This is a genomic window from Nocardia sp. NPDC055029 (assembly GCF_053608525.1).
This window is the reverse complement of the sequence record NZ_JBSGVQ010000010.1, coordinates 97,874-123,130: the sequence shown is the minus strand read 5'-3', so window position 1 is coordinate 123,130 and position 25,257 is coordinate 97,874. Positions and strand designations below refer to the sequence as shown.

26 protein-coding genes are annotated in these 25,257 nt (G+C 70.5%); 14 read left to right on the top strand and 12 right to left on the bottom strand.

The genetic code is table 11. From position 1 onward, the window contains the following. Nucleotides 1–77 precede the first annotated feature (77 nt). Nucleotides 78–974: an inositol monophosphatase family protein gene (locus tag ACWF9G_RS12300; RefSeq protein ID WP_452515184.1), complete on the top strand. Its 897-nt coding sequence runs from the start codon at nt 78–80 to the stop codon at nt 972–974. Nucleotides 975–1,015: 41 nt separating this feature from the next. Here ACWF9G_RS12300 and cei read toward each other — a convergent pair whose 3' ends face one another. Continuing rightward, a complete protein-coding gene (gene cei, locus ACWF9G_RS12295; protein WP_379306177.1) occupies nt 1,016–1,699 on the bottom strand; it encodes an envelope integrity protein Cei in 684 nt (227 codons plus the stop codon). 374 nt (nt 1,700–2,073) lie between these two features. Between cei and ACWF9G_RS12290 the strand changes: the two genes are divergently transcribed. Further along, nucleotides 2,074–2,376, top strand: coding sequence for a DUF4193 domain-containing protein (locus tag ACWF9G_RS12290; protein WP_218716942.1), 303 nt, complete (start codon nt 2,074–2,076; stop codon nt 2,374–2,376). Nucleotides 2,377–2,391: 15 nt separating this feature from the next. Here ACWF9G_RS12290 and ACWF9G_RS12285 read toward each other — a convergent pair whose 3' ends face one another. Continuing rightward, nucleotides 2,392–2,928: a DUF3093 domain-containing protein gene (locus ACWF9G_RS12285; RefSeq protein ID WP_452515182.1), complete on the bottom strand. Its 537-nt coding sequence runs from the start codon at nt 2,926–2,928 to the stop codon at nt 2,392–2,394. A 72-nt stretch (nt 2,929–3,000) separates the two neighbouring features. Here ACWF9G_RS12285 and dut point away from each other — a divergent pair, with 72 nt between their 5' ends. Next, nucleotides 3,001–3,471, top strand: a complete 471-nt coding sequence (gene dut, locus ACWF9G_RS12280; protein WP_379306175.1) for a dUTP diphosphatase — start codon at nt 3,001–3,003, stop codon at nt 3,469–3,471. Nucleotides 3,472–3,476: 5 nt separating this feature from the next. Next, complete coding sequence (locus tag ACWF9G_RS12275) at nt 3,477–4,370, top strand: DUF3710 domain-containing protein (RefSeq protein WP_452515260.1); 894 nt, start codon at nt 3,477–3,479, stop codon at nt 4,368–4,370. Nucleotides 4,371–4,504: 134 nt separating this feature from the next. Here ACWF9G_RS12275 and ACWF9G_RS12270 read toward each other — a convergent pair whose 3' ends face one another. Then, nucleotides 4,505–5,242 (bottom strand): alpha/beta fold hydrolase, encoded by a 738-nt coding sequence (locus tag ACWF9G_RS12270; RefSeq protein ID WP_452515180.1) that lies wholly within the window; start codon nt 5,240–5,242, stop codon nt 4,505–4,507. A 74-nt stretch (nt 5,243–5,316) separates the two neighbouring features. Between ACWF9G_RS12270 and ACWF9G_RS12265 the strand changes: the two genes are divergently transcribed. From ACWF9G_RS12265 to ACWF9G_RS12255, 3 genes are all read left to right on the top strand, one after another. Then, a complete protein-coding gene (locus tag ACWF9G_RS12265; protein WP_189023975.1) occupies nt 5,317–5,724 on the top strand; it encodes an OB-fold nucleic acid binding domain-containing protein in 408 nt (135 codons plus the stop codon). A gap of 3 nt (nt 5,725–5,727) precedes the next feature. After that, a complete protein-coding gene (locus ACWF9G_RS12260; protein ID WP_379306169.1) occupies nt 5,728–6,471 on the top strand; it encodes a DUF3159 domain-containing protein in 744 nt (247 codons plus the stop codon). A gap of 128 nt (nt 6,472–6,599) precedes the next feature. Beyond that, nucleotides 6,600–7,220: a sigma-70 family RNA polymerase sigma factor gene (locus ACWF9G_RS12255; protein ID WP_379306281.1), complete on the top strand. Its 621-nt coding sequence runs from the start codon at nt 6,600–6,602 to the stop codon at nt 7,218–7,220. A 6-nt stretch (nt 7,221–7,226) separates the two neighbouring features. Here ACWF9G_RS12255 and ACWF9G_RS12250 read toward each other — a convergent pair whose 3' ends face one another. Then, nucleotides 7,227–7,898 (bottom strand): potassium channel family protein, encoded by a 672-nt coding sequence (locus tag ACWF9G_RS12250; RefSeq protein ID WP_189023973.1) that lies wholly within the window; start codon nt 7,896–7,898, stop codon nt 7,227–7,229. Between the two features lie 5 nt (nt 7,899–7,903). Next, on the bottom strand, nt 7,904–8,569 hold the full coding sequence (locus ACWF9G_RS12245; protein WP_379306167.1) for a potassium channel family protein: 666 nt from the start codon (nt 8,567–8,569) through the stop codon (nt 7,904–7,906). Nucleotides 8,570–8,742: 173 nt separating this feature from the next. On the opposite strand from ACWF9G_RS12245, the gene ACWF9G_RS12240 reads away from it, so the two are divergent. Continuing rightward, the gene (locus tag ACWF9G_RS12240) at nt 8,743–10,740 is read left to right on the top strand and encodes an APC family permease (RefSeq protein WP_379306165.1); all 1,998 of its coding nucleotides are present in this window, start codon (nt 8,743–8,745) and stop codon (nt 10,738–10,740) included. Continuing rightward, nucleotides 10,737–12,107, top strand: coding sequence for a class I SAM-dependent RNA methyltransferase (locus tag ACWF9G_RS12235; RefSeq protein WP_452515179.1), 1,371 nt, complete (start codon nt 10,737–10,739; stop codon nt 12,105–12,107). The genes ACWF9G_RS12240 and ACWF9G_RS12235 overlap by 4 nt, the downstream gene beginning before the upstream one ends. A gap of 149 nt (nt 12,108–12,256) precedes the next feature. Here ACWF9G_RS12235 and ACWF9G_RS12230 read toward each other — a convergent pair whose 3' ends face one another. Both ACWF9G_RS12230 and glsA read right to left on the bottom strand, forming a co-directional pair. Then, the gene (locus ACWF9G_RS12230) at nt 12,257–12,925 is read right to left on the bottom strand and encodes an SIMPL domain-containing protein (RefSeq protein WP_452515178.1); all 669 of its coding nucleotides are present in this window, start codon (nt 12,923–12,925) and stop codon (nt 12,257–12,259) included. A 77-nt stretch (nt 12,926–13,002) separates the two neighbouring features. After that, a complete protein-coding gene (gene glsA / locus ACWF9G_RS12225; protein ID WP_452515258.1) occupies nt 13,003–14,811 on the bottom strand; it encodes a glutaminase A in 1,809 nt (602 codons plus the stop codon). Nucleotides 14,812–15,117: 306 nt separating this feature from the next. Between glsA and dxs the strand changes: the two genes are divergently transcribed. Then, nucleotides 15,118–17,016 (top strand): 1-deoxy-D-xylulose-5-phosphate synthase, encoded by a 1,899-nt coding sequence (dxs, locus tag ACWF9G_RS12220; protein WP_379306159.1) that lies wholly within the window; start codon nt 15,118–15,120, stop codon nt 17,014–17,016. Between the two features lie 55 nt (nt 17,017–17,071). On the opposite strand, the gene ACWF9G_RS12215 is transcribed toward dxs, so the two are convergent. The 4 genes from ACWF9G_RS12215 to ACWF9G_RS12200 all read right to left on the bottom strand — a co-directional run bounded on the left by ACWF9G_RS12215 (nt 17,072) and on the right by ACWF9G_RS12200 (nt 20,432). Continuing rightward, complete coding sequence (locus tag ACWF9G_RS12215) at nt 17,072–17,908, bottom strand: class I SAM-dependent methyltransferase (RefSeq protein WP_452515176.1); 837 nt, start codon at nt 17,906–17,908, stop codon at nt 17,072–17,074. A gap of 78 nt (nt 17,909–17,986) precedes the next feature. Next, nucleotides 17,987–18,505, bottom strand: coding sequence for a hypothetical protein (locus tag ACWF9G_RS12210; protein ID WP_452515174.1), 519 nt, complete (start codon nt 18,503–18,505; stop codon nt 17,987–17,989). Nucleotides 18,506–18,607: 102 nt separating this feature from the next. Beyond that, nucleotides 18,608–19,858, bottom strand: a complete 1,251-nt coding sequence (locus ACWF9G_RS12205) for an HRDC domain-containing protein (protein ID WP_379306155.1) — start codon at nt 19,856–19,858, stop codon at nt 18,608–18,610. Nucleotides 19,859–19,880: 22 nt separating this feature from the next. Continuing rightward, a complete protein-coding gene (locus ACWF9G_RS12200; protein ID WP_374104913.1) occupies nt 19,881–20,432 on the bottom strand; it encodes a DUF3000 domain-containing protein in 552 nt (183 codons plus the stop codon). A 362-nt stretch (nt 20,433–20,794) separates the two neighbouring features. On the opposite strand from ACWF9G_RS12200, the gene hemE reads away from it, so the two are divergent. The 4 genes from hemE to hemQ all read left to right on the top strand — a co-directional run bounded on the left by hemE (nt 20,795) and on the right by hemQ (nt 24,737). Beyond that, nucleotides 20,795–21,850, top strand: coding sequence for a uroporphyrinogen decarboxylase (hemE, locus tag ACWF9G_RS12195; protein ID WP_452515172.1), 1,056 nt, complete (start codon nt 20,795–20,797; stop codon nt 21,848–21,850). Between the two features lie 330 nt (nt 21,851–22,180). Next, nucleotides 22,181–23,539: a protoporphyrinogen oxidase gene (locus tag ACWF9G_RS12190; protein WP_452515171.1), complete on the top strand. Its 1,359-nt coding sequence runs from the start codon at nt 22,181–22,183 to the stop codon at nt 23,537–23,539. A gap of 280 nt (nt 23,540–23,819) precedes the next feature. After that, complete coding sequence (locus tag ACWF9G_RS12185; protein ID WP_189023941.1) at nt 23,820–23,981, top strand: hypothetical protein; 162 nt, start codon at nt 23,820–23,822, stop codon at nt 23,979–23,981. Between the two features lie 60 nt (nt 23,982–24,041). Continuing rightward, entirely contained in the window at nt 24,042–24,737 is a 696-nt protein-coding gene (gene hemQ / locus ACWF9G_RS12180; RefSeq protein WP_379083343.1) for a hydrogen peroxide-dependent heme synthase, read from the top strand. A gap of 45 nt (nt 24,738–24,782) precedes the next feature. On the opposite strand, the gene msrB is transcribed toward hemQ, so the two are convergent. Continuing rightward, the gene (msrB, locus tag ACWF9G_RS12175; protein WP_379310171.1) at nt 24,783–25,208 is read right to left on the bottom strand and encodes a peptide-methionine (R)-S-oxide reductase MsrB; all 426 of its coding nucleotides are present in this window, start codon (nt 25,206–25,208) and stop codon (nt 24,783–24,785) included. Between the last annotated feature and the right edge of the window lie 49 nt (nt 25,209–25,257).

Below are 25,257 nucleotides of genomic sequence, written 5' to 3'. Positions count from 1 at the left end.
GCGGTCGATGTGCCTGACAAAGAGTAGCGGTAGTCACGTCCCGGGCGAGTCGACTCGGCATGTGATGCCATGGAGTGGTGCCCGAACCCACAGCCTTCGAGACCACCACCCCCACTGTCGCCGCCGATGACGACGAGTTGCGTTCGCTCGCCGTGGAACTCGCCGAAGCGGCCGCCGCGCACGTGCGTGCCCGCAGACCCGAGGTGTTCACCGACGGCGGTCCCGCCGAGGGCGCCGTGGCCACCAAGGGGCACGTCACCGATCCCGTCACCGTCGTCGACACGGAGTCCGAGCAGCTGATCCGCGGGCTGCTCGCCGAGCGCAGGCCCGCCGACGCGATCCTCGGCGAGGAGGGCGGCGGCGATGTCGGGGCGAGTGCGCCGGGCACCGTCACCTGGGTCGTCGACCCGATCGACGGCACCGTGAACTTTCTGTACGGGCTGCCCGGCTACGCCGTCTCGGTGGCCGCGGTGCGCGACGGCAGTCCGGTCGCGGGCGCGGTGGTCGACGTGGCGACAGCGACCACCTACAGCGCCGCGCGTGGCGGTGGCGCCACGGCGGTGCGCGCCGACGGCACGACGACGATCCTGACCTGTGCCCGCGAGGACTCGCTGGCGGTGGCCCTGGTGGCCACCGGCTTCGCCTACGGGAGGCAGCGCCGGGCACGGCAGGCGCGACTGCTGACCGAGATCCTCCCGGAGATCCGCGACATCCGCAGGCTCGGCGCCGCCGCCATGGACCTGTGCCATGTCGCGGCGGGCGAACTCGACGCCTACTACGAGCACGGCCTCAACGCGTGGGACTGGGCGGCGGGCGCGCTGATCGCCGCCGAGGCCGGGGCCGTCGTGCGTGTCCCCGAGGTCACCGTCGGCGGCGCCGCGGGGGAGATCACGATCGTGGCCGCTCCCGGAGTGGCCGGGGAGCTGACCGCGTTGCTCGAGCGCGTCGGCGCCACCGAGTCGCTGCCGGACTGAACCGCGAGGGCGGTCCCGGCGTCAGGGCCGGGACCGCAGGCTCAGCACTTGACGTCGCGGGCGGCCTCGATCAGCGCGGGATCGATCGACGACGAGCTGGCGCCGGGCGCCAGGTTCTTCAGTGCCCGCAGGACAGCCTCGGCGTCGGCGCCGGGCCGCAGCGATTCGCCGAAGGCCAGGCCGAGGACCAGGTCGACCGAGTCGTCGGTGCGCGGGTCCTCGATCAGTTCGGCGCACGGCGCGACCAGCTGGACCGACGCGGCCGCGGGTCTGCCGTTGACGCCGAAGCGGATCTGCCCGGTGCAGTTGAGGTCGCCGCCGACATAGACCGGATCGTTACCGACCTGTGTCCCCGGCGCGCCGGCGAATCCGAGGTCGCCCAGCGCGGAGGCGATGTTGCCCGCCTGACCGCTCTTGCCGTTGGCGTTGAAGACCCTGACCTTCGACTCCGCCAGCGCGGCGGGATCGACCTCGTCGAGGCGGGAAGGGCCGACCCGCGTGCCGAGCGGCGCGGGCTGGGGTGCGTTGGTGGCCGTCGGCGTGCTCGGTGCGTTGCAGGCCATCGGCTCGTTGCTGTCGTCATGGGTGCGAAACGCCGTGATCCAGACGAGCAGGCTCACCAGAGCCAGCACGAGGACCAGCGCGAGCCAGAGCTCGGGCCGCCGTCGCGGGAAGGGTGTGCCGTCGCGATCGGTCGCGCTGCCTTCGGTGATCAGTGAAACCACGCGCTCACTCTACGAGTCCGGCGGCCGGGTGTGAGTGCGGGATGTCTCGGCGAGTTTCCCGCCAGGTGAAGATTCGTCGTCGGTTTCGACTCGGCCGGGTTTTGATTGCGACATTTGTCCGTAGGTCCGCTATTGTCTGCCCGCCCAGATCGAATAATCACCGGTGAAACGGTGGTCGGTCGCGGGAACAACAAGGGCATGTCCTGCGTTAACCGAACGCTGTCGGAGTGATCGATCGCCGATCGACCCTGATAGGCGACCGGTGTACGTGTGAGGTGCACCACCGGCGGGGCGGTACGAACGCCGGACCCCTGCGGGGTACGGCAATCGAACCGATCCGGGATATACGGAGTAAGGACTGAGGGGAAGACGACATGGCAACCGACTATGACGCACCGCGGCGCACCGAATCCGACGAAGTGTCGGAGGATTCGCTCGAGGAGCTGAAGGCCCGCCGCAACGAGGCGCAGTCCGCCGTCGTGGACATCGACGAATCCGATACAGCGGAATCGTTCGAGCTTCCCGGCGCGGACCTGTCCGACGAAGTACTCAGCGTTCGGGTGGTCCCGAAGCAGGCCGACGAGTTCACCTGTTCGAGCTGCTTCCTCGTGCACCACCGCAGCCGACTGGCCAGCGAGAAGGGCGGCCAGCTGATCTGCATGGACTGCGCCGCCTAAAGGCGACGCGACGGGTCAGCCCGCGCTCGGGAGTCCGAGCGCGGCCAAGACCCGGTCCGGCCTGCGCGTACTGATCAACCAGTATGGCGTCGGGTCGTCCGGGTCGTCGAGAACCAGCAGCGCCATGGGGCCGATCCAGGCCCGGTGCTGCACATACGCGGCGGGGTCGAGCTGTCGGCCCAGCGCCGCACTCTTGGCCGTCGGCGCGACGGCCGCGGCGCGCGCGACGAAACTCACCGGCAGGTGGGCGCGGTCGACGCGCAGTTCCGCGGCGCCGTCGGGCGCGACGGTCACTTCCAGGCGATGCCTGCTCATCCACAACAGAATCCAGACCGGCACCGGCGCGAGGAGCACGTAGGGCAGCCACGCGCGCGGGCCGGGCGCTCCCATGTGGATCTCGGCGGCCAGCAGCCCCGCGATGGCGAAGCCGATCGGCCACCACCACAGCGGCACCCACAGGCGTTCCCGGTAGGGCGAGGCACCGTGCGCCGAGGGCGCGGGGCGGTCGGTGTCCGCGGTGTCGGCGGTCGGCGAATGGGGCTGGTCGGGCACCCCTCAACACTAGGTCACCACGCTGGGGCGGCGACGAGAAGGTCCGGCGCCGACCGCGTAGGCTCGACCGATGTGAACGCACTTGCACCGATTCCGCTGCGGCGGCTCGATCCCGGCATCCCTGTGCCGACGCGTGCCCATCCGGGTGATGCGGGCGTCGACCTCTGTACCACCGAGGACGTGATCATCGAACCGGGCGAGCGGGTGCTGGTCGGGACCGGGATCGCGATCGCGCTGCCCCTCGGCACGGTCGGGTTGATCCATCCCCGGTCCGGCTTGGCCGCGAAGGCGGGCCTGTCGGTGGTCAACACCCCCGGCACGGTCGACGCGGGCTATCGCGGCGAGATCAAGGTGTGCCTGATCAACCACGACCCGCGCACGGCGATCGAGCTGCGCCGTGGTGACCGCATCGCGCAATTGCTGGTGCAGCGGGTCGAGCTGGTCGATTTCGCCGAGGTCGACGATCTCGACGACACCGCCCGTGGCACCGGCGGATACGGGTCGAGCGGCGGGCATGCCAGCCTGGCCGGCGAGGAGGCGTAATGGGGCTGTTCGGCAAGAAGAAGCGCGCACCACGCGAGGACGAGTACGCGGCCTACGACGACGAGATCGACTACGACGAATCCGGTGAGTACGCCGATTCCGACGAGTACGACACCGACGAGTTCCAGCGTCCCGACTTCGCGCACCTGGACTTCGACGACGCGCCGACCGACGAGCGCATCTACGGCAATTTCGACCACGAGCCGGACGCCGCCGCCGGCCCGTACGACATCAGCGAGGTCTCCGACGAGATGATCGAGCGCCGCCTCGATCTGGGGTCGGTGGTCATCCCCGTGCCCGCCGGCGGGCAGCTGCAGGTGGAGATGAGCCCGGACGGCACCCCGCAGGCGGTGCATCTGGCCACCGAGCACGGCAGACTCACCGTCGCCGCCTACGCCGCGCCGAAGTCGGCAGGCCAGTGGCGCACGGTCGCCGCGGATCTGGCCGAATCGCTGCGTGGTGACGGCGCGAGCGTGGCCGTGGAGAAGGGCCCGTGGGGTCGCGAGGTCAAGGCGATCACCGAGGGCGCCGACCTGCGCTTCATCGGTGTCGACGGACCGCGCTGGATGATCCGCCTGGTCGCCGCAGGCCCGTCGGGCGCGGTGGACGAGCGCAGCCCGCTGATCACGGCCGCGCGCGCGGTTCTGGCCGATGCTGTGGTGCGTCGCGGTGACGAGCCGCTGCCCGTGCGTGATCCGCTGCCGGTGGTACTGCCGCAGGAACTGGCCGAACAGCTGGCCGCCGCCCACCAGCAGCAGGTGCTGGCCCAGCAGCAGGCACTGGCCGCGCAGGCCGCCGCCGCGCAGGCCCCGCCGACCTCGGCGCTGCCCCCGAAGCTGCCCGACGAGCCGCGTCGTGGTGCGGATGGGTCGGCGATGCAGCAGCTCGGCTTGAACTAGGCGGGTGCCCGCTGTGAGACAAGCAGCGGGCAATCCTGCGGGACAACTGATTTCGCGAGCACGTGGGTAACTCGCCGGGCACGCCCAGCGCGCCACCTATCCCAGATCGTCCGCCCAGTCGGTCGGCGGGCCGCCTAGTCGCGACCGGCGAAAGTCGCGGAGAGGCGGGGGAGCAGTGCGTCCAATTCGGCGAACCCGGCATGCCCGAGTACCGCTGGATCGGCACCCAGCTCGGCCAGGGTCACCCGATGCAGTCGCGCCTGTGGCAGCGTCGCGGCCCACTGTTCGGCGACGGCGATCGGGTGCACCGGGTCGTCGCTCGCGCCGACCACGGCCACCGGTACCGCGCTGTCGGCCAGCTGCTCGACCGTCGGCCAGGCGTAGGCGGCGGCCTCGTCGAGCGCCTGCGGCAGGTGCGGCCACTGTCCGCGCCAGGACTGGGTGAGCGCGTCGGCCAGCCAGGTGGGACTCGACGCCCGCATCCGCTCGATCACCGCATCCAGTCCGTCGGCGCGCAGTTGCCCGGCGGTAACCGAGGCGCTCAAGGCGGCGGGGCAGGAGGCGGTTTCGGCGCCCGTCCAGGCGGGTAATGCTGTGATGACACCGACCACCGCGGTGCGGTGCCCGGCTGCCCAGTCGAGCGCGATCGCGGCGCCGAGGGATATGCCTGCGGCCAGGACGGGGCCGCGCGCTGCGGCGGCGTCCAAAGCCGCGGTACAGCTCGCGATCACGGCCTTCGGGTCCGGTTCGACGGCCTGGAACGCCAGTCCGTGCGCGGCTGCGGCCGGTCCGAACGCACGGGCGGCGAAATCGGCGTCGGAACCGGTTCCGGGCAGGGCGACCACGGTGACCTGGGGTGGGGTGCGCAACACGGACCGAGCGTAGCGGCCGCCCGTTTGCCCATCTACAGTGGCGGTGTACGGCCAACTAGCGGGAGAAGCGTGCCATGTCGTCATCCACGGGCGGACACAAGTCGGGATCGGGTCCGGACTCGGGATATTTTCGTCGACTCGGGCGCCGCTTGACCGCCGATATCGATCAGCTCGACGCCGAGGAGCTGGCGGAGACGGCCGACGCCTCCGGTGCCCGGCGCGCGGCGGACTGTTGTCGCGGTGAGGAAGCCACGATTCTGGGCAGGCTGCGCAGTGTCGAGGCGTGTCCCAAGGCCGCGGGCGCGACCGTGCAGGCCGAGTTCTTCGACGGCACCGATGCGATCACCCTCGTCTGGATCGGCCGCAGGCGCATTCCCGGTATCGAACCGGGCAGGCGCATCCTGGTCCGTGGTCGCGTTGGCGACCGCGACGGCCGCAAGGTGATCTTCAACCCCTACTACGAATTGCGCGGGAACAGCTGACGTATGCCCTCCAGCGACGAGTACCGCATTGCCGCGGACCCCGAACCCACCGTGGCGCTGCCGGTGGCGACCGATAACCCGGTCGACCCCGAGATCGACGCCGAGCTCGAGCAGAAGCAGACCCTGCTCGAGCAGCTGGGCGGGATCAGCGGCCTGATCTACTCCACCCTGCCCGTGCTCGTGTTCGTCCCGGTGAACACCGTCGCCGGCCTCACCGCGGCCATCTGGGCCGCCCTCGGTGTGGCCGCGGGCGTGCTCGGGTGGCGGTTGTTCCGCCGCAGCCCGGTGCAGCCGGCGATCTCCGGTTTCCTCGGTGTCGGCGTGTGCGCGTTCATCGCGTCCCGGACGGGGGAAGCCAAGGGCTACTTCCTGTTCGGGATCTATACCAGCCTGGTGTACGCGGGCGTGTTCGCGGTGTCGATCCTGTTCCGGTGGCCGCTGGTCGGCGTCATCTGGGGCGCCCTCAACGGGCACGGCACCGACTGGCGCGGCGATCGCCGCATCCGCAGGCTCTACGACCTCGCCACGGTCGTGTGGGTGGTCGTGTTCGGCGCCCGCTACCTGGTCCAGTCGCAGCTCTACGACACCGACCACACCACCTGGCTGGCGGTGGCCAGAATCGGCATGGGCTGGCCGCTGACGGCGGTGGCCCTGGTGGTCACCGTGTGGGCGGTGCGCCGCGCGGGTCATCTGCCGGTCGGGAAATCCGATTCCGCCCGCGCCGGAACGGATTCCGCGCCCGCCTGAGCCGTGGCCGAAGCGCCGCGGGAGGTGGGGATCTACCCACCCTGGGGTGCCTGGTCCGGCCGTCGAGTTCGTCGCACGATCAATGCGTAACTGAAAACGCAGTGATCGTGAAAGGACCGGCGACCATGATGGCTCCCGAGCACCGTCTCTCCGGCGCATCGAAGAACTCCGCCTCCGTGCTGTCGGAGAGCAAGCGCATCGGAGCCGAGCTGGACGCACTGATCGCACCCGCAGCGGCCGGTGACCGCGACGCCGTCGCCGAGATCGTGCGCCTGGTGCATCCGCTGGTCCGGCGCTACTGCTCGGCCAGGATGGGTGCCACCGGTCATCTCACCGTCACCAGCGACGATGTCACCCAGGAAGTGCTGATGGCGACCGTCACCGCCATCCCGCGCTACCGTGACCAGGGCAAATCGTTTCTGGCGTTCGTCTACGGCATCGCCGCCAACAAGGTGTCGGACGCGTTCCGCCGCGCCAAGCACACCGCCTACCCGATGGCCGAGCTGCCCGACGCCGCCAGTATCGCGGCGGGCCCGGAGGAGTGGGCGCTGGCCCACGAACGCGGCGCGGCCACCCGCGAACTGATGCAGGTGCTGGCGCCGAACCACCGCGAGGTGCTGGTCATGCGGATCGTGCTCGGCTGGAGCGCGGCGCAGACCGCCGAGGCCATCGGCACGAGTCCGGGTGTGGTGCGGGTGATGCAGCACCGCGCGCTGAACAAGCTGCGCGCGGAGCTGCAGGTCGCCTGAGCGCGGTTACGGTTTGATGCCGTGGGTGGCCAGCGTCAGGCGCAGGTCTTCCTCGGCTTCCACCGAGGTGACGAACAGCAGTTCGTCCTCGCCTTCGAACGGGTCGTCGGCCTGCGGCACGATCACCCGGCCGCCGCGCAGGATCGTCACCAGGGCGGTGTCACGTGGCATGACCAGGGTCCGGACCGGCTTGCCCGCCAGCTGGGTGTCGGCGGGCAGGGTGATCTCGACCAGGTTGGCCTGCCCCTGCCGCAACGTCATCAGCCGGACCAGATCGCCCACCGACACCGCTTCCTCGACGAGCGAGGCGAGCAGCCGCGGCGTCGATACCGCCACGTCGACACCCCACGACTCGTCGAAGAGCCATTCGTTGCGCGGATCGTTGACCCGCGCGACCACCCGGCGCACCCCGAACTCGGTCTTGGCGAGCAGGCTGTGCACCAGGTTCGTCTTGTCGTCGCCGGTGGCCGCGATCACCACCTCATAGGTCTCGAGCTGTGCGTTCTCGAGCAGCGACAGCTCGCAGGCGTCGGCGTGCACCCACACCGCGTCGGGGATGGCGGCGGGGTCGATGTGGTCGAGCTGCCGTTCGAGCAGCATCACCCGATGCCCGCCGCGTAGCAGTTCCCTGGCGATCGAGCGCCCGACGGCGCCCGCTCCGGCGATGGCCACCTTCATGTTGTTCAGTCCTCGCTCAGGGGGGCCTTGGCGGCCAAGGCGATCGTCTCACCGACACTGCCGGACGTCGCCGCGACGTAGACCACGTCGTCGGCCTGGACGATGGTCTTGGATTCGGGCAGCAGACCCTGGCCGAAGCGCAGGATGAACGCCACCCGCACCCCGAGTTCGCGTTCCAGATCGCGCACGGTGCGCCCGGACCAGTCCTCGTGCAGGGTGAGTTGCGTGACAGCCACCGCGCCCGTCGGATCGCGCCAGGTGGTGGTCGAGTTGTCACCGATGAGCGTGCGCAGGAATCGGTCGGTGGTCCACGGCACGGTCGCGATGGTGGGGATACCGAGCCGCTCGTAGACCTCGGCGCGCTTGGCGTCGTAGATCCGGGCGACGACGCGCTCGACGCCGAACATCTCCCTGGCCACCCTGGCCGAGATGATGTTGGAGTTGTCACCGGAGGACACCGCCGCGAAGGCGTCGGCGCGCTCGATTCCCGCGCGGGTCAGCACATCCCGGTCGAAACCGACACCCACCACTTCCTGCCCGGTGAACCCTTCACCCAGGCGGCGGAAGGCGCTGGGATCGCGGTCGATCACCGTGACCTCGTGTCCCACCCGGACCAGGGCGCGCGCCAGCGACGAGCCGACCCGTCCGCACCCCATGATCACTACGTACACCGTGCACCCTCGTTCCTTGCCGAACCCGTGGCGTCCGGCATGGACCGTACCCGCCGGATGCCCCCATCGCCCATTTTCCCCTGGGCGAGGCGGCGCAAACAATCACGACACCGCCGCAGGGCGGGGCGAACGTGCGCGCGAAGGTACCGGTGAACTCCTCTATGCTCAGCCCGGTGTCCAAGTTGACGACGGCAGCCAAGCGTGTGCTGCTGGGCAGGCCGTTCCGTAGCGATTCGCTCGGCCACACGTTGTTGCCCAAGCGTATCGCTCTTCCGGTGTTCGCCTCCGACGCGATGTCCTCGGTGGCCTACGCGCCGGAGGAAATCTTCCTGGTGCTGTCGGCGGCGGGCATCTCGGCCTACATGTACGCGCCGTGGGTCGGGCTGGCCGTCGCGTTCGTGATGGCCGTGGTCGTCGCCAGCTATCGGCAGAACGTGCACGCCTACCCGTCCGGTGGCGGTGATTACGAGGTCGCGACCAAGAACCTGGGGCCGACCGCCGGTCTGACGGTCGGCAGCGCGCTGCTGGTCGACTACGTGCTCACGGTGGCGGTGTCGATCTCCTCGGCCGCGTCGAACATCGGGTCGGCGATCCCGTTCGTCGCGACGCACAAGGTGTTGTTCGCCGTGGTCGCCATCGCGGTGCTCACTGCCATCAACCTGCGTGGTGTGCGTGAGTCGGGCACCGCGTTCGCGATTCCGACCTACGCCTTCATCTTCGGCATGGCCGTGATGCTCGGCTGGGGACTGTTCCGGCTCTACGTCCTCGGTGACGATATCCAGGCCGTGTCGGCGGGGTTCGGGCTCAATGCCGAGAACGAGCACCTCTACGGTCTGGCTTTCGCCTTCCTGATCGCGCGCGCCTTCTCCTCCGGCTGTGCCGCGCTGACAGGTGTGGAAGCCATCAGCAACGGTGTGCCCGCGTTCCGTAAACCCAAGTCGCGCAATGCCGCGACCACCCTGCTCCTGCTGGGTTCCATCGCGATTGTCCTGCTGATGGGCATCATCATCCTGGCCCAGAGGATCGGGGTCGTGTACGCCCACGACACGTCGAACCTTGTCGGCGCGCCCGCCGACTACCACCAGAAGACACTGATCGCCCAGATCGCGGAGAGCGTCTTCCACGGCTTCCCGATCGGCTTCTTCTTCATCACCATCGTCACCGCGCTCATCCTCGTGCTGGCCGCGAACACCGCGTTCAACGGTTTCCCGGTGCTCGGTTCGATCCTGGCGCAGGATCGCTACCTGCCCCGTCAGCTGCACACCCGCGGCGATCGGCTGGCCTTCTCCAACGGCATCCTGTTCCTCGCGGGTGCGGCGATCGCGTTCGTGGTGCTGTTCGACGCCGAGGTGACCAAGCTCATCCAGCTCTACATCGTCGGTGTGTTCGTCTCGTTCGTGCTCAGCCAGACCGGCATGCTGCGGCATTGGACGCGGCTGCTGCGCACCGAGACCGATCCGGCGCAGCGGTCGAAGATGAAGCGGTCGAGAGTGATCAATGCGATCGGCCTCACGTTGACCGGCACCGTGCTGGTGATCGTGCTCGTCACCAAGTTCTTCGCGGGCGCCTACATCGCGATCATCACGATGGTGGCGATCTTCATCGTGATGAAGCTCATCCGCAAGCACTACGACTCGGTCTCGCGTGAGCTCGACGAATCCGATTGGGACGGTGTGCTGCCCAGCCGCACCCATTCCATCGTGCTGGTCTCCAAGCTGCACCTGCCGACCAAGCGCGCCCTGGCCTACGCCCGCGCGACCCGGCCCGACACCCTCGAAGCGGTGACGGTGAACGTCGACGACGCCGACACCCGCAAGCTCGTGCGCGAATGGGAGAACAGCGAGATCAACGTGCCGCTCAAGGTGATCGAATCGCCCTACCGCGAGGTCACCAAGCCGGTGCTGGATTACGTGAAGCGGGTGCGCAAGGACGCCCCGCGCGATGTCGTCACCGTGTTCATCCCCGAATACGTGGTCGGCCACTGGTGGGAGCAGGTGCTGCACAACCAGTCCGCGCTGCGGTTGAAGGGCAGGCTGCTGTTCGAACCTGGCGTGATGGTGACGAGCGTGCCGTGGCAGCTCAGTTCCTCGGCGCGCGCCAAGCAGCCCGCCGACGTGAACGCGCCGGGTTCGGTGCGCCGTGGTTTCGAGCAGCCGGGCCGCCGCGGATGAGTGACTGGCGCGGCGAGGAATTCGAGATCCGGCTCGGGCCGCCGGGACACGGTGGATTCTGTGTCGGCAGGCACGAGGGCCGCGTGGTGTTCGTGCGCCACGGCCTGCCCGGTGAGCTGGTGCGTGCCGAGGTCACCGAGGATCGGGGCGGGTCGTTCTGCCGCGCCGATGCCGTCGAGATCATCGAGGCGTCCCCGGATCGAGTGCCCGCGACCTGCCCGGTGTCCGGTCCCGGCGGCGCGGGCTGCTGTGATTTCTCCTTCGCCACACCCGCCGCGCAACGCGCGCTGAAGGCGACGGTGGTGGCCGAGCAGCTGCGCAGGCTGGCCGGGGTGGAGCGGGACGTGACGGTCGAGCCGATCGCCGGTGATTCCGGTGAGGTCACCGGCGGCTGGCGGACCCGTCTGCGGCTGGTCGTCGACGGCGCCGGTCGTGCCGGGGTGCACCGCTTCCGCAGCACCGCGGTGATCCCGGATCTGCGGTGCCCGCAGCCCGTCGCCGGCGCGCTCGACGGTGTCGCGGACCGGCTGTGGACGCCGGGCGCCGACCTGGTGGTCGCGGTCGACGGCGACGGGGTGCGCCACATCGTGGAGCTGGCCGCGGTGCCCGACACCGTCCAGGCCGGTGGCCGTCCGGAGACGCGGCGTGGCGCGGGTCGTGGCCGTGGTCGCCAGCATCCCACCCGGCGCCGGGAATCCGGCGGCCCCGGCGATGATGACCGTGGGGCGGTCCGCGACCGCGCGGCCGCGCGCAAGTCGGCTACCAACGCGCCGCGCGAGGAATGGGTGATGGCCGGGACCGGTCGCGCCGTGGAGTACGTCGCGGGGCGTCGCTGGGAACTCTCGGCCACCGGCTTCTGGCAGGCGCATCACCGTGCCGCGCAATGCTATTCGGACCTGGTCGCGGACTGGTCAGGTCTGTCGCCCGGCGGATCCGGCTGGGACCTGTACAGCGGCGTCGGCGTCTTCGCCGCGCGCCTGGCCGAGCAGACCGGCCAGACCGGCGCCGTCGCGGCCGTCGAATCGGCGCGTTCGGCCGTCGCCGACGGCACCGCCGCCCTGCGCGATCTGCCCTGGCTCGACCTGCGCGCCGACCGGGTCGAACGCTGGGTGCGCACCCACAGCGCCGCGGGCACACCGGACGTCGTCGTCCTCGACCCGCCGCGCGCGGGCGCGGGCAAGGAGATCGTCGCCGCCGTCACCGACGCCGACCCCCGCCGGATCGTCCACATCGGCTGCGACCCCGCGTCGTTCGCCCGTGACCTCGGCCTCTACCTCGACGCCGGCTACCACCTGGCCGACCTCCGCGCCTTCGACGCCTTCCCCGCCACCCACCACGTCGAATGCGTCGCGCTGCTCGACCGCTGAGTCGCACCTCGACGGTGCTCGAGGCTGGTGCCTTCGTCGGCGCGCCTGAGGCGATCGCCGCAGAGGCATGATCGCCGACGTGCCTGGCAGCCATCGGGTCCGGTGGAGCGCTCCGATCGCGGACTGGGCCGATCAGTCTCTCCTGAAGATCAGTCCAGGGCCCAGGTGACCCGGACGGTGGCGCCGATCTCGGTCTCGCCCGGCACCACCGGTACCGGGGAGCTCGCCCTGGCCATCAGCATCGGTGCGCTGTCCATTTCGGCGATCTCGTAGGCGCGTGGCATCGGTGTGGCGATGTCCTCGGTGATCTGCATGACCTCGCCGAGCCGCACATCCGCGCGGGCCGCGTACTGCTCGGCCTTGGTCTTGGCGTCGTCGAAGGCGGCGTCGCGCGCCTGCGCGAGCAGCGGCTCCGGGTCGGCGATGCCGCGGGTCAGGCCGCCGAGGCGGACATCGTCGCCGCCCGCGGTGACCGCGGCGGCCACGGTGTCGGCGGGTTCGGTGCCGGTGCCTTCACGCAGTGACACGCTCAGGCTCGTCGACGCCAGGTAGCCGGCGATCTCGCTGCGCCCGTTGTCGGTGTAGACGGTCTCGGTGCGCACGCTCAGCCCGCTGGTCGCCATGTCGGCGTCGCTCACCCCGGCCGCGCGCAGGGCGGCGACGACGGCGTTCACCCGGTCGCCTGCGCGCCCGTAGGCGGCGGCCACCGTGTCGGCGCGCGACTCCACCGACAGCGTGACCCGGATCAGATCGGGGACGGCGCGCACCGTGCCGCGCCCGAATGTCGTGGTGCTCGCCTGCCAGGACTTCTTGCCCACCGCGCTACTCCTGTCGGTCGAAGGATGCTGTGCTGCCCAACGTCTCGCGACGGGCCCGGGTTCCGCGGGCCGACGGGTCAGTAGTCGCCCGCGTTGCCGGCGATGGTCCGCACCGCCGCGTCCATCTGGGCGTAGGCGCCCGCGGCGAGGCGCTGCAGCAGTGCCAGTTTCAGCCGCGGGTGTCCCTCGGTGAGCTGATCGAAGACATCGGGCCGCATCACCGCCACCCGCACCGGCGTCTCGGCGATGATCTCGTTGACGAACGGTTTCCCGATCAGCATCGGGATCTCCCCGAACGACATCCCCGCCGACAGCGTCACCAGCCGGTGGACCCGCCCGTCGGTGCCGGCGAAGGTCCCCCGCACCCGCCCTTCCAGGATCAGATACAGGCCCGAGCGCGGGGCGCCACGGTCGGCGATCAGTTCACCGCGCGCGAAGGTCCGCTGCTCGAAATCGGCGGCCAACCGGGTGCGATCGCCGTCGTCGAGCCCGGCGAGCAGTGGATGCTCGTCGAGGCCGATCGAGGTGCGGGCGCGCTGCCCGGGCGGACGGTGCAGGTCCAAGACGATGTCCTCGCACCATTCGGTCGCGGTGTCCCGGTCGATGAACACCCGCCCGCACGGATCGGCGGGGTCGAGGCTCGACGCCTCGCGACCCAGCCGCGCGTCGGGATCGACCAGCGCGACCCGGCTGCCGCCCCGGACGAGTTCGGTCTGCAGGGCGTCGAGCATCCCGCGCGCCACCGCGCTCACCTCGCCGACCCGGCGCAGGTCGATCACCAGCGCGTCGAGCGCGCCGACCTTGCTCTCGATGGCCCGCACCGCGCGTTCGGCGCCGGCGAAAAGCAGGTCGCCGTGCAGTTCGTAGACCCGGGCGCGGTCGCCGTGCGCCGCCAGCACCTCGGCGTCCTCGGGGGAGCGCCGCAACCGCGACGGCACCTGCGCCACCGAGTAGTCGGCGCGGATGGCGGTGCGCGCCGAGCGGGTCACGTGACAGAAGTGCAGTTCGAGCCGCCGCGACAGTTCCCGGCACGCGGCGACCCCGCGCACGCTGTTGCCCTGACCGTCCAGCCGCGGCGAGTACACCGAGATCCCGATCTGGCCGGGCAGCACCGCGATGATCCCGCCGCCGACCCCGCTCTTGGCGGGCAGGCCGACCGTGGTCACCCAGTCGCCCGCCGCGTTGTACATGCCGCAGGTCGTCATCACGCTGAGCACCCGCTCGGTCAGCGCGGTCGACAGCGCCCGTTCGCCCGTCTTCGGGTTCACCCCGTTGTCGGCCAGCGTCGCCGCCATCAGGGCCAGGTCGGCGCACGTGATCTCGATCGAGCACTGCCGGAAGTAGCGGTCGACGGCGTCGTCGGGGTCGACGTCGATGATGCCGACCGAGCGCAGCATGTAGCCGATCGCGCGATTGCGGTAGCCGGTGCGCGCCTCCGACTCGTAGACCGCCTGGTCCATCCGCAACTCCCGCCCGGCGAAGCGTGAATAGCAGCGCCGGACCCGCTCGAACTTGTCGGCGGCGTCGCGGCCGTGGATCAGCGAGGCCGCCGTGATCGCCCCGGAGTTGATCATCGGGTTGCTCGGCCGCTGGGTCTCCGGTTCCAGGCTGATCTCGTTGAACGGCTCACCCGACGGCTCGACGTCGATGTGCTCGGCGACCCCGGCCAGACCGCGATCGGCCAGCGCGAGCGCATAGGTGAACGGCTTGGAGATGGACTGGATGGTGAACCCGATGCCGGTATCGCCCACCGCGTAGACCAGGCCGTCCGCGGTCGCCAGGCACAGCCCGAACGAGTCGGGCGCCACCGCGGCCAGTTCGGGAATGTAGTCGGCGGGCGTGCCGGAGACGTCGTCGCGGCAGTCCGCATACACCTCGTCGAGCATGCCCGCCACCACGCCGGGGTCGATCGTGCGCGCAACACCGTCCGGTTCGGCCACAGCGGTCACTGTAGGTCGCGTCGTCGCCTCCCCGGTGGGGACGCGCGGGGGAGATAGTCCTCACAGCCGATCGATGGCCGCTGGGAGGGCGGTGCGCCGCCGGGAGCCCAGCTCAGCGGGCGGGGGTGGGCAGCTCGGCCCGGTGCGACTATGGTCGGCGCGACGGACCGGGAAGGGCCCGCGAGCCGGGGCCGCCCGCACGGCCAAATACACTGGGCGGATCACACAATAGTCCGGAGAAAGCGAGTTCAGGTGGGAGTGCTGTCGCGGGTGGATTCACCCGAAGATCTGCGCCGGCTGAGCGTGCCGCAACTGCGGGAGCTGGCGGAGGAGATCCGCGAGTTCCTGGTGCAGAAGGTCGCCGCCACCGGAGGCCATCTCGGCCCCAACCTAGGGGTGGTCGAGCTGACCATCGCCCTGCACCGGATCTTCGATTCCCCGGCGGACCCGCTGATCTTCGACACCGGTCACCAGGCCTACGTGCACAAGATCCTCACCGGCCGCAAGGACCGGTTCGACTCGCTGCGCACGCGCGACGGCCTGTCGGGCTACCCGAGCCGCGCCGAGAGCGAACACGACTGGGTGGAGTCCTCGCACGCTTCGGCCGCGCTGTCCTATGCCGACGGCCTGGCCAAGGCGTTCGCGCTGTCCGAGCAGAACCGCACCGTCGTCGCCGTCGTCGGTGACGGCGCGCTCACCGGCGGCATGTGCTGGGAGGCGCTCAACAACATCGCGGGCGCGCCCGACCGCCCGGTGGTGGTCGTGGTCAACGACAACGGCCGCTCCTACGCGCCGACCATCGGCGGCCTCGCCGACCGGTTGACCGCGCTGCGCACCCAGCCCGCCTACGAGCACGCTCTCGACGCCGGGAAACGCATCCTCAAAAGCATTCCCGCCGTGGGGGATTCGGCGTACTCGATGGTCCACGCGCTCAAGGCCGGGATCAAGGACGCGGTGAGCCCGCAGGAACTGTTTTCCGATCTGGGCATGAAGTACGTCGGCCCGGTCGACGGCCACGATCTCGTCGCGCTCGAGGCGGCGATGCGGCGTGCCAAGGACTTCGGCGGGCCGGTCGTCGTGCATGTGGTCACCCGCAAGGGCAACGGCTACGAGCACGCCGAGAACCACGTCGCCGACCAGATGCACGCCTGCGACCCGATCGACCCGCTCACCGGCCGCCCGCTCGCGGGCAAGAAGGCCAAGGGCTGGACGGCGGTGTTCTCCGAGGAGCTCATCGACCACGCGTCGCGGCGCGAGGACATCGTCGCCATCACCGCGGCCATGCCAGGCCCGACCGGGCTGGCCCCGTTCGGCGAGCGCTTCCCGAACCGTATGTTCGACGTCGGCATCGCCGAACAGCACGCGATGGCCTCGGCCGCGGGCCTGGCACTCGGCGGCATGCATCCGGTCGTCGCGATCTACTCCACCTTCCTCAACCGCGCGTTCGACCAGCTGCTGATGGATGTGGCGCTGCTCAAGCAGCCGGTCACCGTGGTCCTGGACCGCGCGGGCATCACCGGCCCCGACGGCGCCAGCCACAACGGCATGTGGGACTTCTCGCTGCTCGGCATCATCCCCGGCATCCGCGTCGCCGCCCCGCGCGACGGCGCCACCCTGCGCGAGGAACTCGCCGAGGCGCTGGCCGTCACCGACGGACCGACCGTGCTGCGTTTCCCGAAAGGCAGTGTCGCCGAGGACATCACCGCGGTGGAGCGGGTCGACAGCATCGATGTGCTGCGGCTGGCCGTTCCGGGCGCGGGCTCGGCGCAGTCCCAGCACGGTGACGTCCTGATCGTGGCCGTCGGCCCGTTCGCCGAGACGGCGATGCAGGTCGCCGAACTGCTTGCCCCGCAGGGCATTTCGGTCACCGTGGTCGATCCGCGCTGGGTCATCCCGGTGTCGGACACCCTGGTCAAGATGGCCGAGAACTATCGCCTCGTCGTCACCGTCGAGGACGGTGGCCTGCACGGCGGCATCGGTTCGACGGTGTCGGCGCGCCTGCGCGATGCCGGTCTCGACGTGCCGACCCGCGATCTCGGTGTGCCCCAGCAGTTCCTGGACCACGCCTCGCGTGGCGAGATCCTCGAGGAACTCGGTCTCACCGCGGACGCGATCGCTCAGCGCATCGGCGGCTGGCTGCAGTCGCGCTGACAGCACACCGCATCGATCCTGCGCGCCCGGTGACTACACCGGGCGCGCAGCTCGTTCAGTGAGGACGCCGGGCGACGACGGCGAAATTCAACGGGATCCGCGGCTTCCCCGGTGGTAGCGTCCAGCCCTCCGCGCAGGGGACGAGGTCGGGAAACGGCCGCCAGTCCATGTAGGGCAGTTCGGCCAGCGCCTCGATGACAAGCCCCGCCGCCAGCAGCGCGCCGACCACCTCACCCAGGTCGTGCCGCCACTCGTGATTGGTGGTGTGCGTGATCGACCCGTCCGAATCCTCGGTGTAGGTGCCCGAATCCGAGTACGAGCGGGCGCCGCCACCGGCGAGATAGTCGTCGTCGATCTCCCACGGCTCGAACTCCATCGCCCCCAGGATCGGGTGGTCGTCGCGAATGACGAACACACCGCCCGGGGCCAGGAGATCGTGGATCGAGCGTGCCCACGCGGTCAGCTCCGGCAGCCAGACGATGGTGCCCGCGCTGGTCACGACGGTGTCGAACTGCCGGTCGACGGCGGCGGAGGCGAACCGGGCGTCGCCTTCCACCCAGGTGATGTCGCGCCCGTCCGCCGCGGCGATCCGCGCGGCGTGCCGCAGCGAGTTCGGTGACAGGTCGAGCCCGTGCACCTGCACCGCGCCGAGCCGGGCCCAGGACACGGTGTCGGTCCCGATATGGCACTGCAGATGCAGCAGCGACCGGCCCGCGATCCCCGTCTCCGGCAGATGCGGCGCCAGCACCGCGAGATCGTTGCGCACCACCGAGGAGACGGTGCTCGGGTCGGCCAGGAAGGCGTCGACGTCATACATCCGCGAACGCGCGTGAACGTCGGCCCGATCGTCCCAGTTCGCGCGGTTGGCGGCGATCGCCTCGGCTTCGGACACGGCGGATCCTCTCGACGGTGGCAGGCGGGCGAGGGCCCACGCTAGCGCCGAGAGGTCGCCGGGTCGAGGGAATTTCGGTCAGTACGCGGGCCTGCGGTGGGCCAGCCAGCGACCCGTGCTCGGCAGGAATGTCAGGACAAGCAGCACGATGTTGAACAGGAACCCGATCGCGTTGAACACGCTCAGATCGGAATCGAAGGACACGGTGATCGACGTCGTGTCGTCGGTCTGCGTGTCCAGATGGTTGTACAGCGCGATCGTGGTGATGACCGACAGTGCCAGCGTGCCGGTGCCGCCCACCCCGATCAGGAGGCGGGAGACCTTCTTGCGTGCCAGCATCAGGATGCCGCCGACGAGCAGGATCAGCGAGCACAGCGCCGAAACACCCAGCAGCACTTGGATCTTGCTCCAGAACCCGCTCGGGTCGAAGTCGGAGTCGGTGTTCAGGAACGGGATGGCGACGGCGCCGAACACGCCGCGCAATCCGCCGAGAATGGCGAGGATGGCGGCGAAGATCGCGGTGACGGCGTTCGGTTCGGGTGGGCCCACCGGAAATCGGGGTGGCTGATAGGGCTGCGGGAAGCGGGGATCGGTCAAGGCCGTACTCCAAACCGTGTGGGGCGTAACCCCGTTCAATACCCGCCGACGTCCGGCCTACACTTTTCCGCTCCGCTCAGGGCGTGCGCCGGTGTCTCTCGGCTACCTGGCGGAGGGTGTCAGCGCTTTGGTGAGGGCGGGCACGGCGAGACTGCGCTGCCAGGGCCGCGCACCGCCCGCGCGCAGGAATTCCTCGATCGTCGCCGACAGTTGATCGGGTTCGCCGACGTTCTTGTAGTCGGGGAGCCCGTCCCAGCACAGCCGTCGCACGAGATCGGGGGACAGGAGGTTCTCCACCGGGATGGCGTTTTCGGTGGAGAGCTCGCCCATGGCGCTGCGGGCGGTGGCCAGACGGGCGGCGGCGGCGGGGTCGCGGCGTTCCCACCGGTTGACCGGGGGCGGCCCGTCGAAGGGGAGGGTCAGCGGCGGGAGCTCTTTGTCGGGCAGGGTGCGGCCGCGTTCGACCGCGCCGAGCCAGTCCCGGGAATAGCGGCGCTGGCGCGGGCCGCCGAAGACGGCCAGGGTGCGCAGCTGGGCGATGCTGCGTGGCTCGGCGGTCGCGGCGGCGACGATCGCGGAATCGGGCAGGATCCGGGCGGGCGCGACGTCGCGGGCACGGGCGAGCGCGTCGCGGGTGGTCCACAGTTCGCGCACGATCGCCAGCTGACGGGTGCGGCGCAAGGTGTGGATGCCGGAGGTGCGCCGCCACCGGTCGGCCTTCGGCGTGGGCGGCGCCATGGTGCGGATGTGCTCGAATTCCTCGGCGGCCCAGTCGATCTTGCCCTGTTCGGCCAGGTCGGCGGCGACGGTGTCGCGCAGTTCCAGGAGCAGCTCGACATCGAGGGCGGCGTAGTTGAGCCATTCGTCGGGCAGCGGGCGGGTCGACCAGTCGGCGGCCCCGTGCCCCTTGCGCAGCGACCGGCCGAGCAGGTTCTCCACCATCGCGGCCAGGCCGACGCGTTCGTAGCCGGCGATGCGGCCGCCCAGTTCGGTGTCGAACAGGCGGGCCGGGCGAAGGCCGAGTTCGGCGAGACCGGGCAGGTCCTGGTCGGCGGAGTGCAGGACCCATTCGAGGTCGTTGATCGCCTCGGCCAGCGGGGTCAGCGCATCGGTGATCGGGATCGGGTCGATGAGGAAGGTACCGGCGCCCGCGCGCCGCAGCTGGATCAGATACGCCCGCGCCGAGTAGCGGAAACCGGACGCGCGTTCGGCGTCGACGGCCAGGGGACCATTGCCCGCGGCGAGCTTCTTGGCGGCCTGGGCGACGTCGTCGGCGGTCGCCAGCACAGGGGGAACCCCCTCGGCGGGGGCGAGCAGGGGCTCTGCTGCGGTTGGTTCCTCGGCGACCGGCATAAACGTGAACTCTACGTGGCGTTCAAGGGCGATCGGTGCGGGTATACGACTCCGGTCGCAAATGGGTGATCCCGGCGGGCGGCAGCCCGGCGGCGAAGGCCAGTACCTCGCAGAACGCCTCCACGTGACGGCGCATCTCGGTGTTCATCGCCGTCCAGGAGGCGCGCAGCTCCAGCTGGTGGGCCCTCGGTGGGCCTGCGATGTCGCCGTAGCGGACCGAACTGGTGGCCGTGACGGTGCCACCGAGGGCGGTGAACGGCTCGCCCCGTGACTCGAGGGAGTCGACCAGCCAGCTCCACGCCACCTCGGGGAGCAGCGGGTCGGCGGCCAGCGCGGCATCGATGTCGGCCTGGATGTAGGCGACCAGCCGGAACACGCCGTGCCAGGCCTCGTCGCCCTCGGGGTCGTGCAGCAGGATCAGCCTGCCGAACGCGTCCCCCTCGGAATCGATCGGCACGATGGCGCTGTCGGGGTGGGTGACCTCCGCTCCGAGCGCGTAGGAGAACGGCGCCAACCGTTGCGGGGGGCGGATAGGCGCCAGCTCGATTCGGGGGTGCACTGTTGCGGTGCCCATCGCATCGACCGCCGCCCGGAAAGAAGCAGGCTCGCGGGGCGTTCCCCCGGTCGGTGCGGCGCCGTCGCGGATGTCGAGCGGTGTCACGAGGAGAGACGGTAGACGGTGTGTGCCCGGCGCCGTCGGAGGCGCGCCGCCACACGCGGCCGGGTACGGGCTGCGTTGCGCAGAGCGCATTCTCGGCACTCTCGTGGTGCGCGATGCGCGATGGTCGGTCCCCGATCGCCTCCGTAGACCGGCGCATGGCCGGTTCGTCCGATTCCCGCCGGTCGGTGCGGTGCGGATGTCGCGTCCGGCGGGCAGCGCGTTCGGCGGTGACCTCGGACCGGAATCGGTGGCGGGTCCGCTTAGGATGAACAGCGATGAGCACTTACACCCGCCGCCGGTTGACCGATGCCCCGTTCCTGGCCGCCGCCACCGGCGCGACGCCGAGCAGGCGGCCCGTCTGGTTCATGCGCCAGGCAGGCCGGTCGCTGCCGGAATACCGGGAACTGCGCAAGGGCATCGGGATGCTCGAGTCCTGCTTCGACCCGGAGCTGGTGTGTGAGATCACCATGCAGCCGATCCGCAGGCACGGCGTCGACGCGGCAATCCTGTTCTCCGACATCGTCGTTCCGCTCAAGGCCGCCGGCATCGACCTCGACATCGTGCCCGGCGTCGGCCCCGTGGTCGCCTCGCCGGTGCGCACCGTCGACGACGTGCGCGCGCTGCCGCGGTTGCGGCCCGAAGAGGTCGGCGCGGTCGCCGAAGGCGTGCGCCTGCTCACCGACGCGCTCGGCGACACCCCGCTCATCGGTTTCGCGGGCGCACCGTTCACCCTGGCCTCCTATCTGGTGGAAGGCGGGCCGAGCAAGCATCACGAGCGCACCAAGGCGATGATGCACGCCGACCCGCAGACCTGGCACGCGCTGCTCGGCACGCTCACCGACATCACCATCGCGTTCCTGCAGGCCCAGCTGGCCGCGGGCGTCGACGCGGTGCAGCTGTTCGATTCGTGGGCAGGCGCGCTGTCGCTGGCCGACTACCGCGAGTACGTGCTGCCGCATTCGGAGCGGGTCTTCGCCGAGGTCGCCGCGGCGGGCGTGCCGCGCATCCACTTCGGCGTCGGCACCGGCGAGCTGCTCGGCGCGATGGGCGAGGCGGGCGCCGACGTGGTCGGCGTGGACTGGCGGGTTCCGCTCACCGACGCCGTGCGCCGGGTCGGGCCCGGAAAGGGCTTGCAGGGCAACCTGGATCCCGCGATCCTGTTCGCCGGGTTCGACGCGGTCGAGAAGGAGACCCGGCGGATCGTGCGCGAAGCCGACGAGGCGATCACGATGGGCGCGAGCGGGCACATCTTCAACCTTGGCCACGGGGTGCTGCCGGATACCGATCCGGGCGTGCTGACCGCGCTGGTCGAACTGGTGCACTCGCTGTAGTCGCTGTGCGGCGGTAATCGAAGGCGCCGGGCCTGCGGCCGGCCGAGCAGGAGGCATCTCGGCGGCATCGACGACCGCATCGCTGTGCGGCGCGAGTCGGGATGGGCGGCGATGGTGCCGACGAGGATCTGCTGGTGGCTGCTGGATCCGGCGTAATCGTGCATTGTGTCGCCCTACAGTCAGTTTTCTGACTCGCGGACGACGAATTGCACGATCAGGCCGGGGTGTCCGCCGGTTCCGCGTCAGGGGTGCGGCGAGCCTGCGCGTGATCAGGACGACATCGACCGGGTGATGTAGGTGGCGGTGGGCCGGCGCGGCTACGGTCGAGGTATGCGGATCGCGGTCATCGGTGGCGGAATCAGCGGGCTCGTCGCGGCATATCGGTTGCGGCAGCGGCTCGGGGACCACGCCGACATCGTCGTCGTCGAGCAGGCCGCGCGGCTCGGCGGGGTGCTACACACCGGTGAATTGGCCGGGGAGCCACTGGATCTCGGTGCCGAGGCCTTCGTCGGGCGCAGGCCCGAGGTCATCGAGCTGATGGGCGAGCTCGGCCTCGACGATCAGCTGGTGCGGCCCGCGGGGAAGCGGCCGCTGGTGTGGGCGCAGGGGACCGCGCACGCGCTGCCGGGGCGCACACTGATGGGGATTCCGTCCGACGCGGAGTCGCTGCGCGGCCTCGTCGACGAGGCGACGCTCGCGCAGGTTGCCGCCGAGCCGCAGCGGCCGCTGCACTGGGAACCCGGCAGCGACACCGACGTCCACAGCCTCGTCGCCGACCGGTTCGGGCGCCAGGTCGTCGAGCGCAGTGTCGACCCGCTGCTCGGCGGCGTCTACGCGGGCACCAGCGCCTCGATCGGCGTCCGGGCCGCCCTGCCCACCCTCGCCGCCGCGCTCGATCGCGGCGCGCGCAGCCTCACCGACGCCGTGCGGGACGCCCTGCCCCCGCCGAGTACCGCGCCGGTCTTCGGTGGCCTGCGCGACGGCTACGGCGCACTGCTCAGGGCGCTCGTCGAGGCGTCCGGCGCCCGGTTGGTCACCACCCTGGCGGCGACCAGGGTGGCCGCCGCGTCCGGCGGCTGGGTGGTCGACCCGCTCGGCCTGGTCGACGGCGTCGTCCTGGCCACCCCGGCGCCCGTCACCGCCCGCCTGTTGCACCACGTCGCCCCCGTCGCCGCCGAGGCCGCCGGGGGCATCGAACTGTCCTCGTCGGCCCTGGTCGCCATGGCGCTGCCGCGCGAGACCGGGCTGCCGGACAACTCCGGCATCCTCGTCGCCACCGGAGAACCCTTGCGCGCCAAGGCCTTCACGCTGTCCAGCCGTAAATGGCCGCATCTGGGCGCGCGGGATGTCGCGCTGGTCCGCGCCTCCTTCGGCCGCTTCGGCGACGAATCCCCCCTGTCCTGGTCCGACGACGACCTCGTCGCGGCCGCCGTCACCGACCTGACCACGGTCACCGGCATCGAGATCACCCCGATCCAGTCCGTCGTCCAGCGCTGGCCCGGCGGCCTGCCCCAATACGCCCCCGGTCACACCGACCGCATCGCCACCATCGAATCCGCCGTCGCCCCCCTCGAGGGCCTCGCGGTGGCAGGCGCCTACTTGCACGGCGTCGGAGTTCCCGCCTGCGTCGCTTCCGGGACCGCGGCCGCCGAGCGCGTCGCTACCGCGCTGGCCTCACGCGTCGAATAGCGACCGGCACCGACGGCCCGCCGTAAGTAGCCGATCCGCGACGGTGTCCTGTTCGGAGCGATCGGACAGCATCGACTCGCGAATCTTCGACGGAATGGAGATCAGGCGCCCGCTGCGGTGCCGTCCTCGATATGGCGGCGAAGTCGACGACCTTGCCGTGGATGACCTCGGCGTCTCCGCCACCTCGTCGGCCGAGTCGGACAGATTCTCGGCGCACCACCGGGTAGCCCGCGGCGTGTCGACGACCTCAGGTGATAGTGATGCTGCATGATCGCGCGCTGTGACCATCACCGGTGAGCAGACGACCAGCGCCCGCACCCTGTTCCTCGATCCGGAGCTCGGCCCCGTGGAACTGCACGCGGGCGAAGTGACGACGGTGACCTCGGTCTTCGGCAGCGAGGAATCCTCGCCGTGGCGGGCGACCCGGCCGGTCGCCGACTGACCGCCGCCGCAGCGCCCGCCCACCCGGCGGGCGAAAACGCCGCAGTGGCACCATAGATCCATGGCGCGACTCGACTACCAGGCCCTCAACTCCACCATTCGCTACCTGATGTTCTCGGTGTTCCAGGTGCAGCCGGGCGTGCTCGGCGAGGACCGCGCCGAGGCGATCAAGGAAGCGCAGGCCTTTTTCGACGGCCTCGCCGACAAGGGCGTCGTGCTGCGCGGCATCTACGACGTGGCAGGCCTGCGCGCCGACGCCGACTTCATGCTGTGGACCCACGCCGAGCGCGTCGAGGACCTGCAGGCCGCCTACGCCGACTTCCGCCGCACCACCGAGCTGGGCAGGGCCAGCGCGCCGGTGTGGAGCAATGTCGCGGTGCACCGGCCCGCCGAGTTCAACAAGAGCCACATCCCGGCGTTCCTGGCAGGCGAGGACGCGGGAAACTACATCTGCGTGTACCCGTTCGTGCGGTCCTACGAGTGGTACCTGCTGCCCGACGAGGAGCGGCGCAAGATGCTCGCCGACCACGGCAAGGCCGCCCGCGGCTACCCGGACGTGCGGGCCAACACCGTCAGCTCGATGGCGCTCGGCGACTACGAGTGGATCCTCGCCTTCGAGGCGCCGGAACTGCACCGCATCGTCGACCTCATGCGTGACCTGCGCGCCACCGAGGCCCGCCTGCACGTCCGCGAGGAGATCCCGTTCTTCACCGGCCCGCGCGTCGAGGTCGAGCAACTGGTCACCGCGCTGCCGTAATTTTGAGCGCTGGCGCGCTCGAGTTCGTGCGGGGCCGGGAAAGTGCTAGGCGGATTCCTGTGGCTGCAGGCGCAACGCGATCGAGTTGATGCAGTAGCGCTGGTCGGTGGGGGTGGCATACCCCTCGCCCTCGAAGACGTGGCCGAGGTGGCTGTGGCAGTTGGCGCACAGCACCTCCACCCGGCGCATGCCGAGGCTGTCGTCGGCGCGCAGGATCACCGCGTCGGACTCGGCGGGGTCGAAGAACGACGGCCAGCCGCAGTGCGAGTCGAATTTCTCTGTGCTGCGGAACAATTCGGCGTCACAGGCGCGACAGGTGTAGACGCCTTCGGTCTTGGTGTCGGTGTACTCGCCGACGAACGGGCGCTCGGTGGCGGCCTCACGGAGAACGGCGTATTCCTGCGGATCCAGTTTCGCCCGCCACTGCTGCGGCGTCAGCTGGATGCGCGGCGTGGGCAACGATGAACTCATCACTCCACGCTAATGGTTTCGGCCGGTGCGCGCCGCGAGCGTCACCGGC

Bases quoted from the DNA above. Each gene is read 5' to 3' on its own strand.
- hemQ (WP_379083343.1), top strand. From the start codon at position 24,042: ATGGCGCGACTCGACTACCAGGCCCTCAACTCCACCATTCGCTACCTG.
- hemE (WP_452515172.1), top strand. From the start codon at position 20,795: ATGAGCACTTACACCCGCCGCCGGTTGACCGATGCCCCGTTCCTGGCC.
- ACWF9G_RS12260 (WP_379306169.1), top strand. From the start codon at position 5,728: ATGCCCTCCAGCGACGAGTACCGCATTGCCGCGGACCCCGAACCCACC.
- msrB (WP_379310171.1), bottom strand. From the start codon at position 25,208: ATGAGTTCATCGTTGCCCACGCCGCGCATCCAGCTGACGCCGCAGCAG.
- ACWF9G_RS12250 (WP_189023973.1), bottom strand. From the start codon at position 7,898: ATGAAGGTGGCCATCGCCGGAGCGGGCGCCGTCGGGCGCTCGATCGCC.
- ACWF9G_RS12265 (WP_189023975.1), top strand. From the start codon at position 5,317: ATGTCGTCATCCACGGGCGGACACAAGTCGGGATCGGGTCCGGACTCG.
- ACWF9G_RS12235 (WP_452515179.1), top strand. From the start codon at position 10,737: ATGAGTGACTGGCGCGGCGAGGAATTCGAGATCCGGCTCGGGCCGCCG.
- ACWF9G_RS12255 (WP_379306281.1), top strand. From the start codon at position 6,600: ATGGCTCCCGAGCACCGTCTCTCCGGCGCATCGAAGAACTCCGCCTCC.
- glsA (WP_452515258.1), bottom strand. From the start codon at position 14,811: ATGCTCGACGAGGTGTATGCGGACTGCCGCGACGACGTCTCCGGCACG.
- ACWF9G_RS12190 (WP_452515171.1), top strand. From the start codon at position 22,181: ATGCGGATCGCGGTCATCGGTGGCGGAATCAGCGGGCTCGTCGCGGCA.
- ACWF9G_RS12290 (WP_218716942.1), top strand. From the start codon at position 2,074: ATGGCAACCGACTATGACGCACCGCGGCGCACCGAATCCGACGAAGTG.
- ACWF9G_RS12205 (WP_379306155.1), bottom strand. From the start codon at position 19,858: ATGCCGGTCGCCGAGGAACCAACCGCAGCAGAGCCCCTGCTCGCCCCC.
- ACWF9G_RS12200 (WP_374104913.1), bottom strand. From the start codon at position 20,432: ATGGGCACCGCAACAGTGCACCCCCGAATCGAGCTGGCGCCTATCCGC.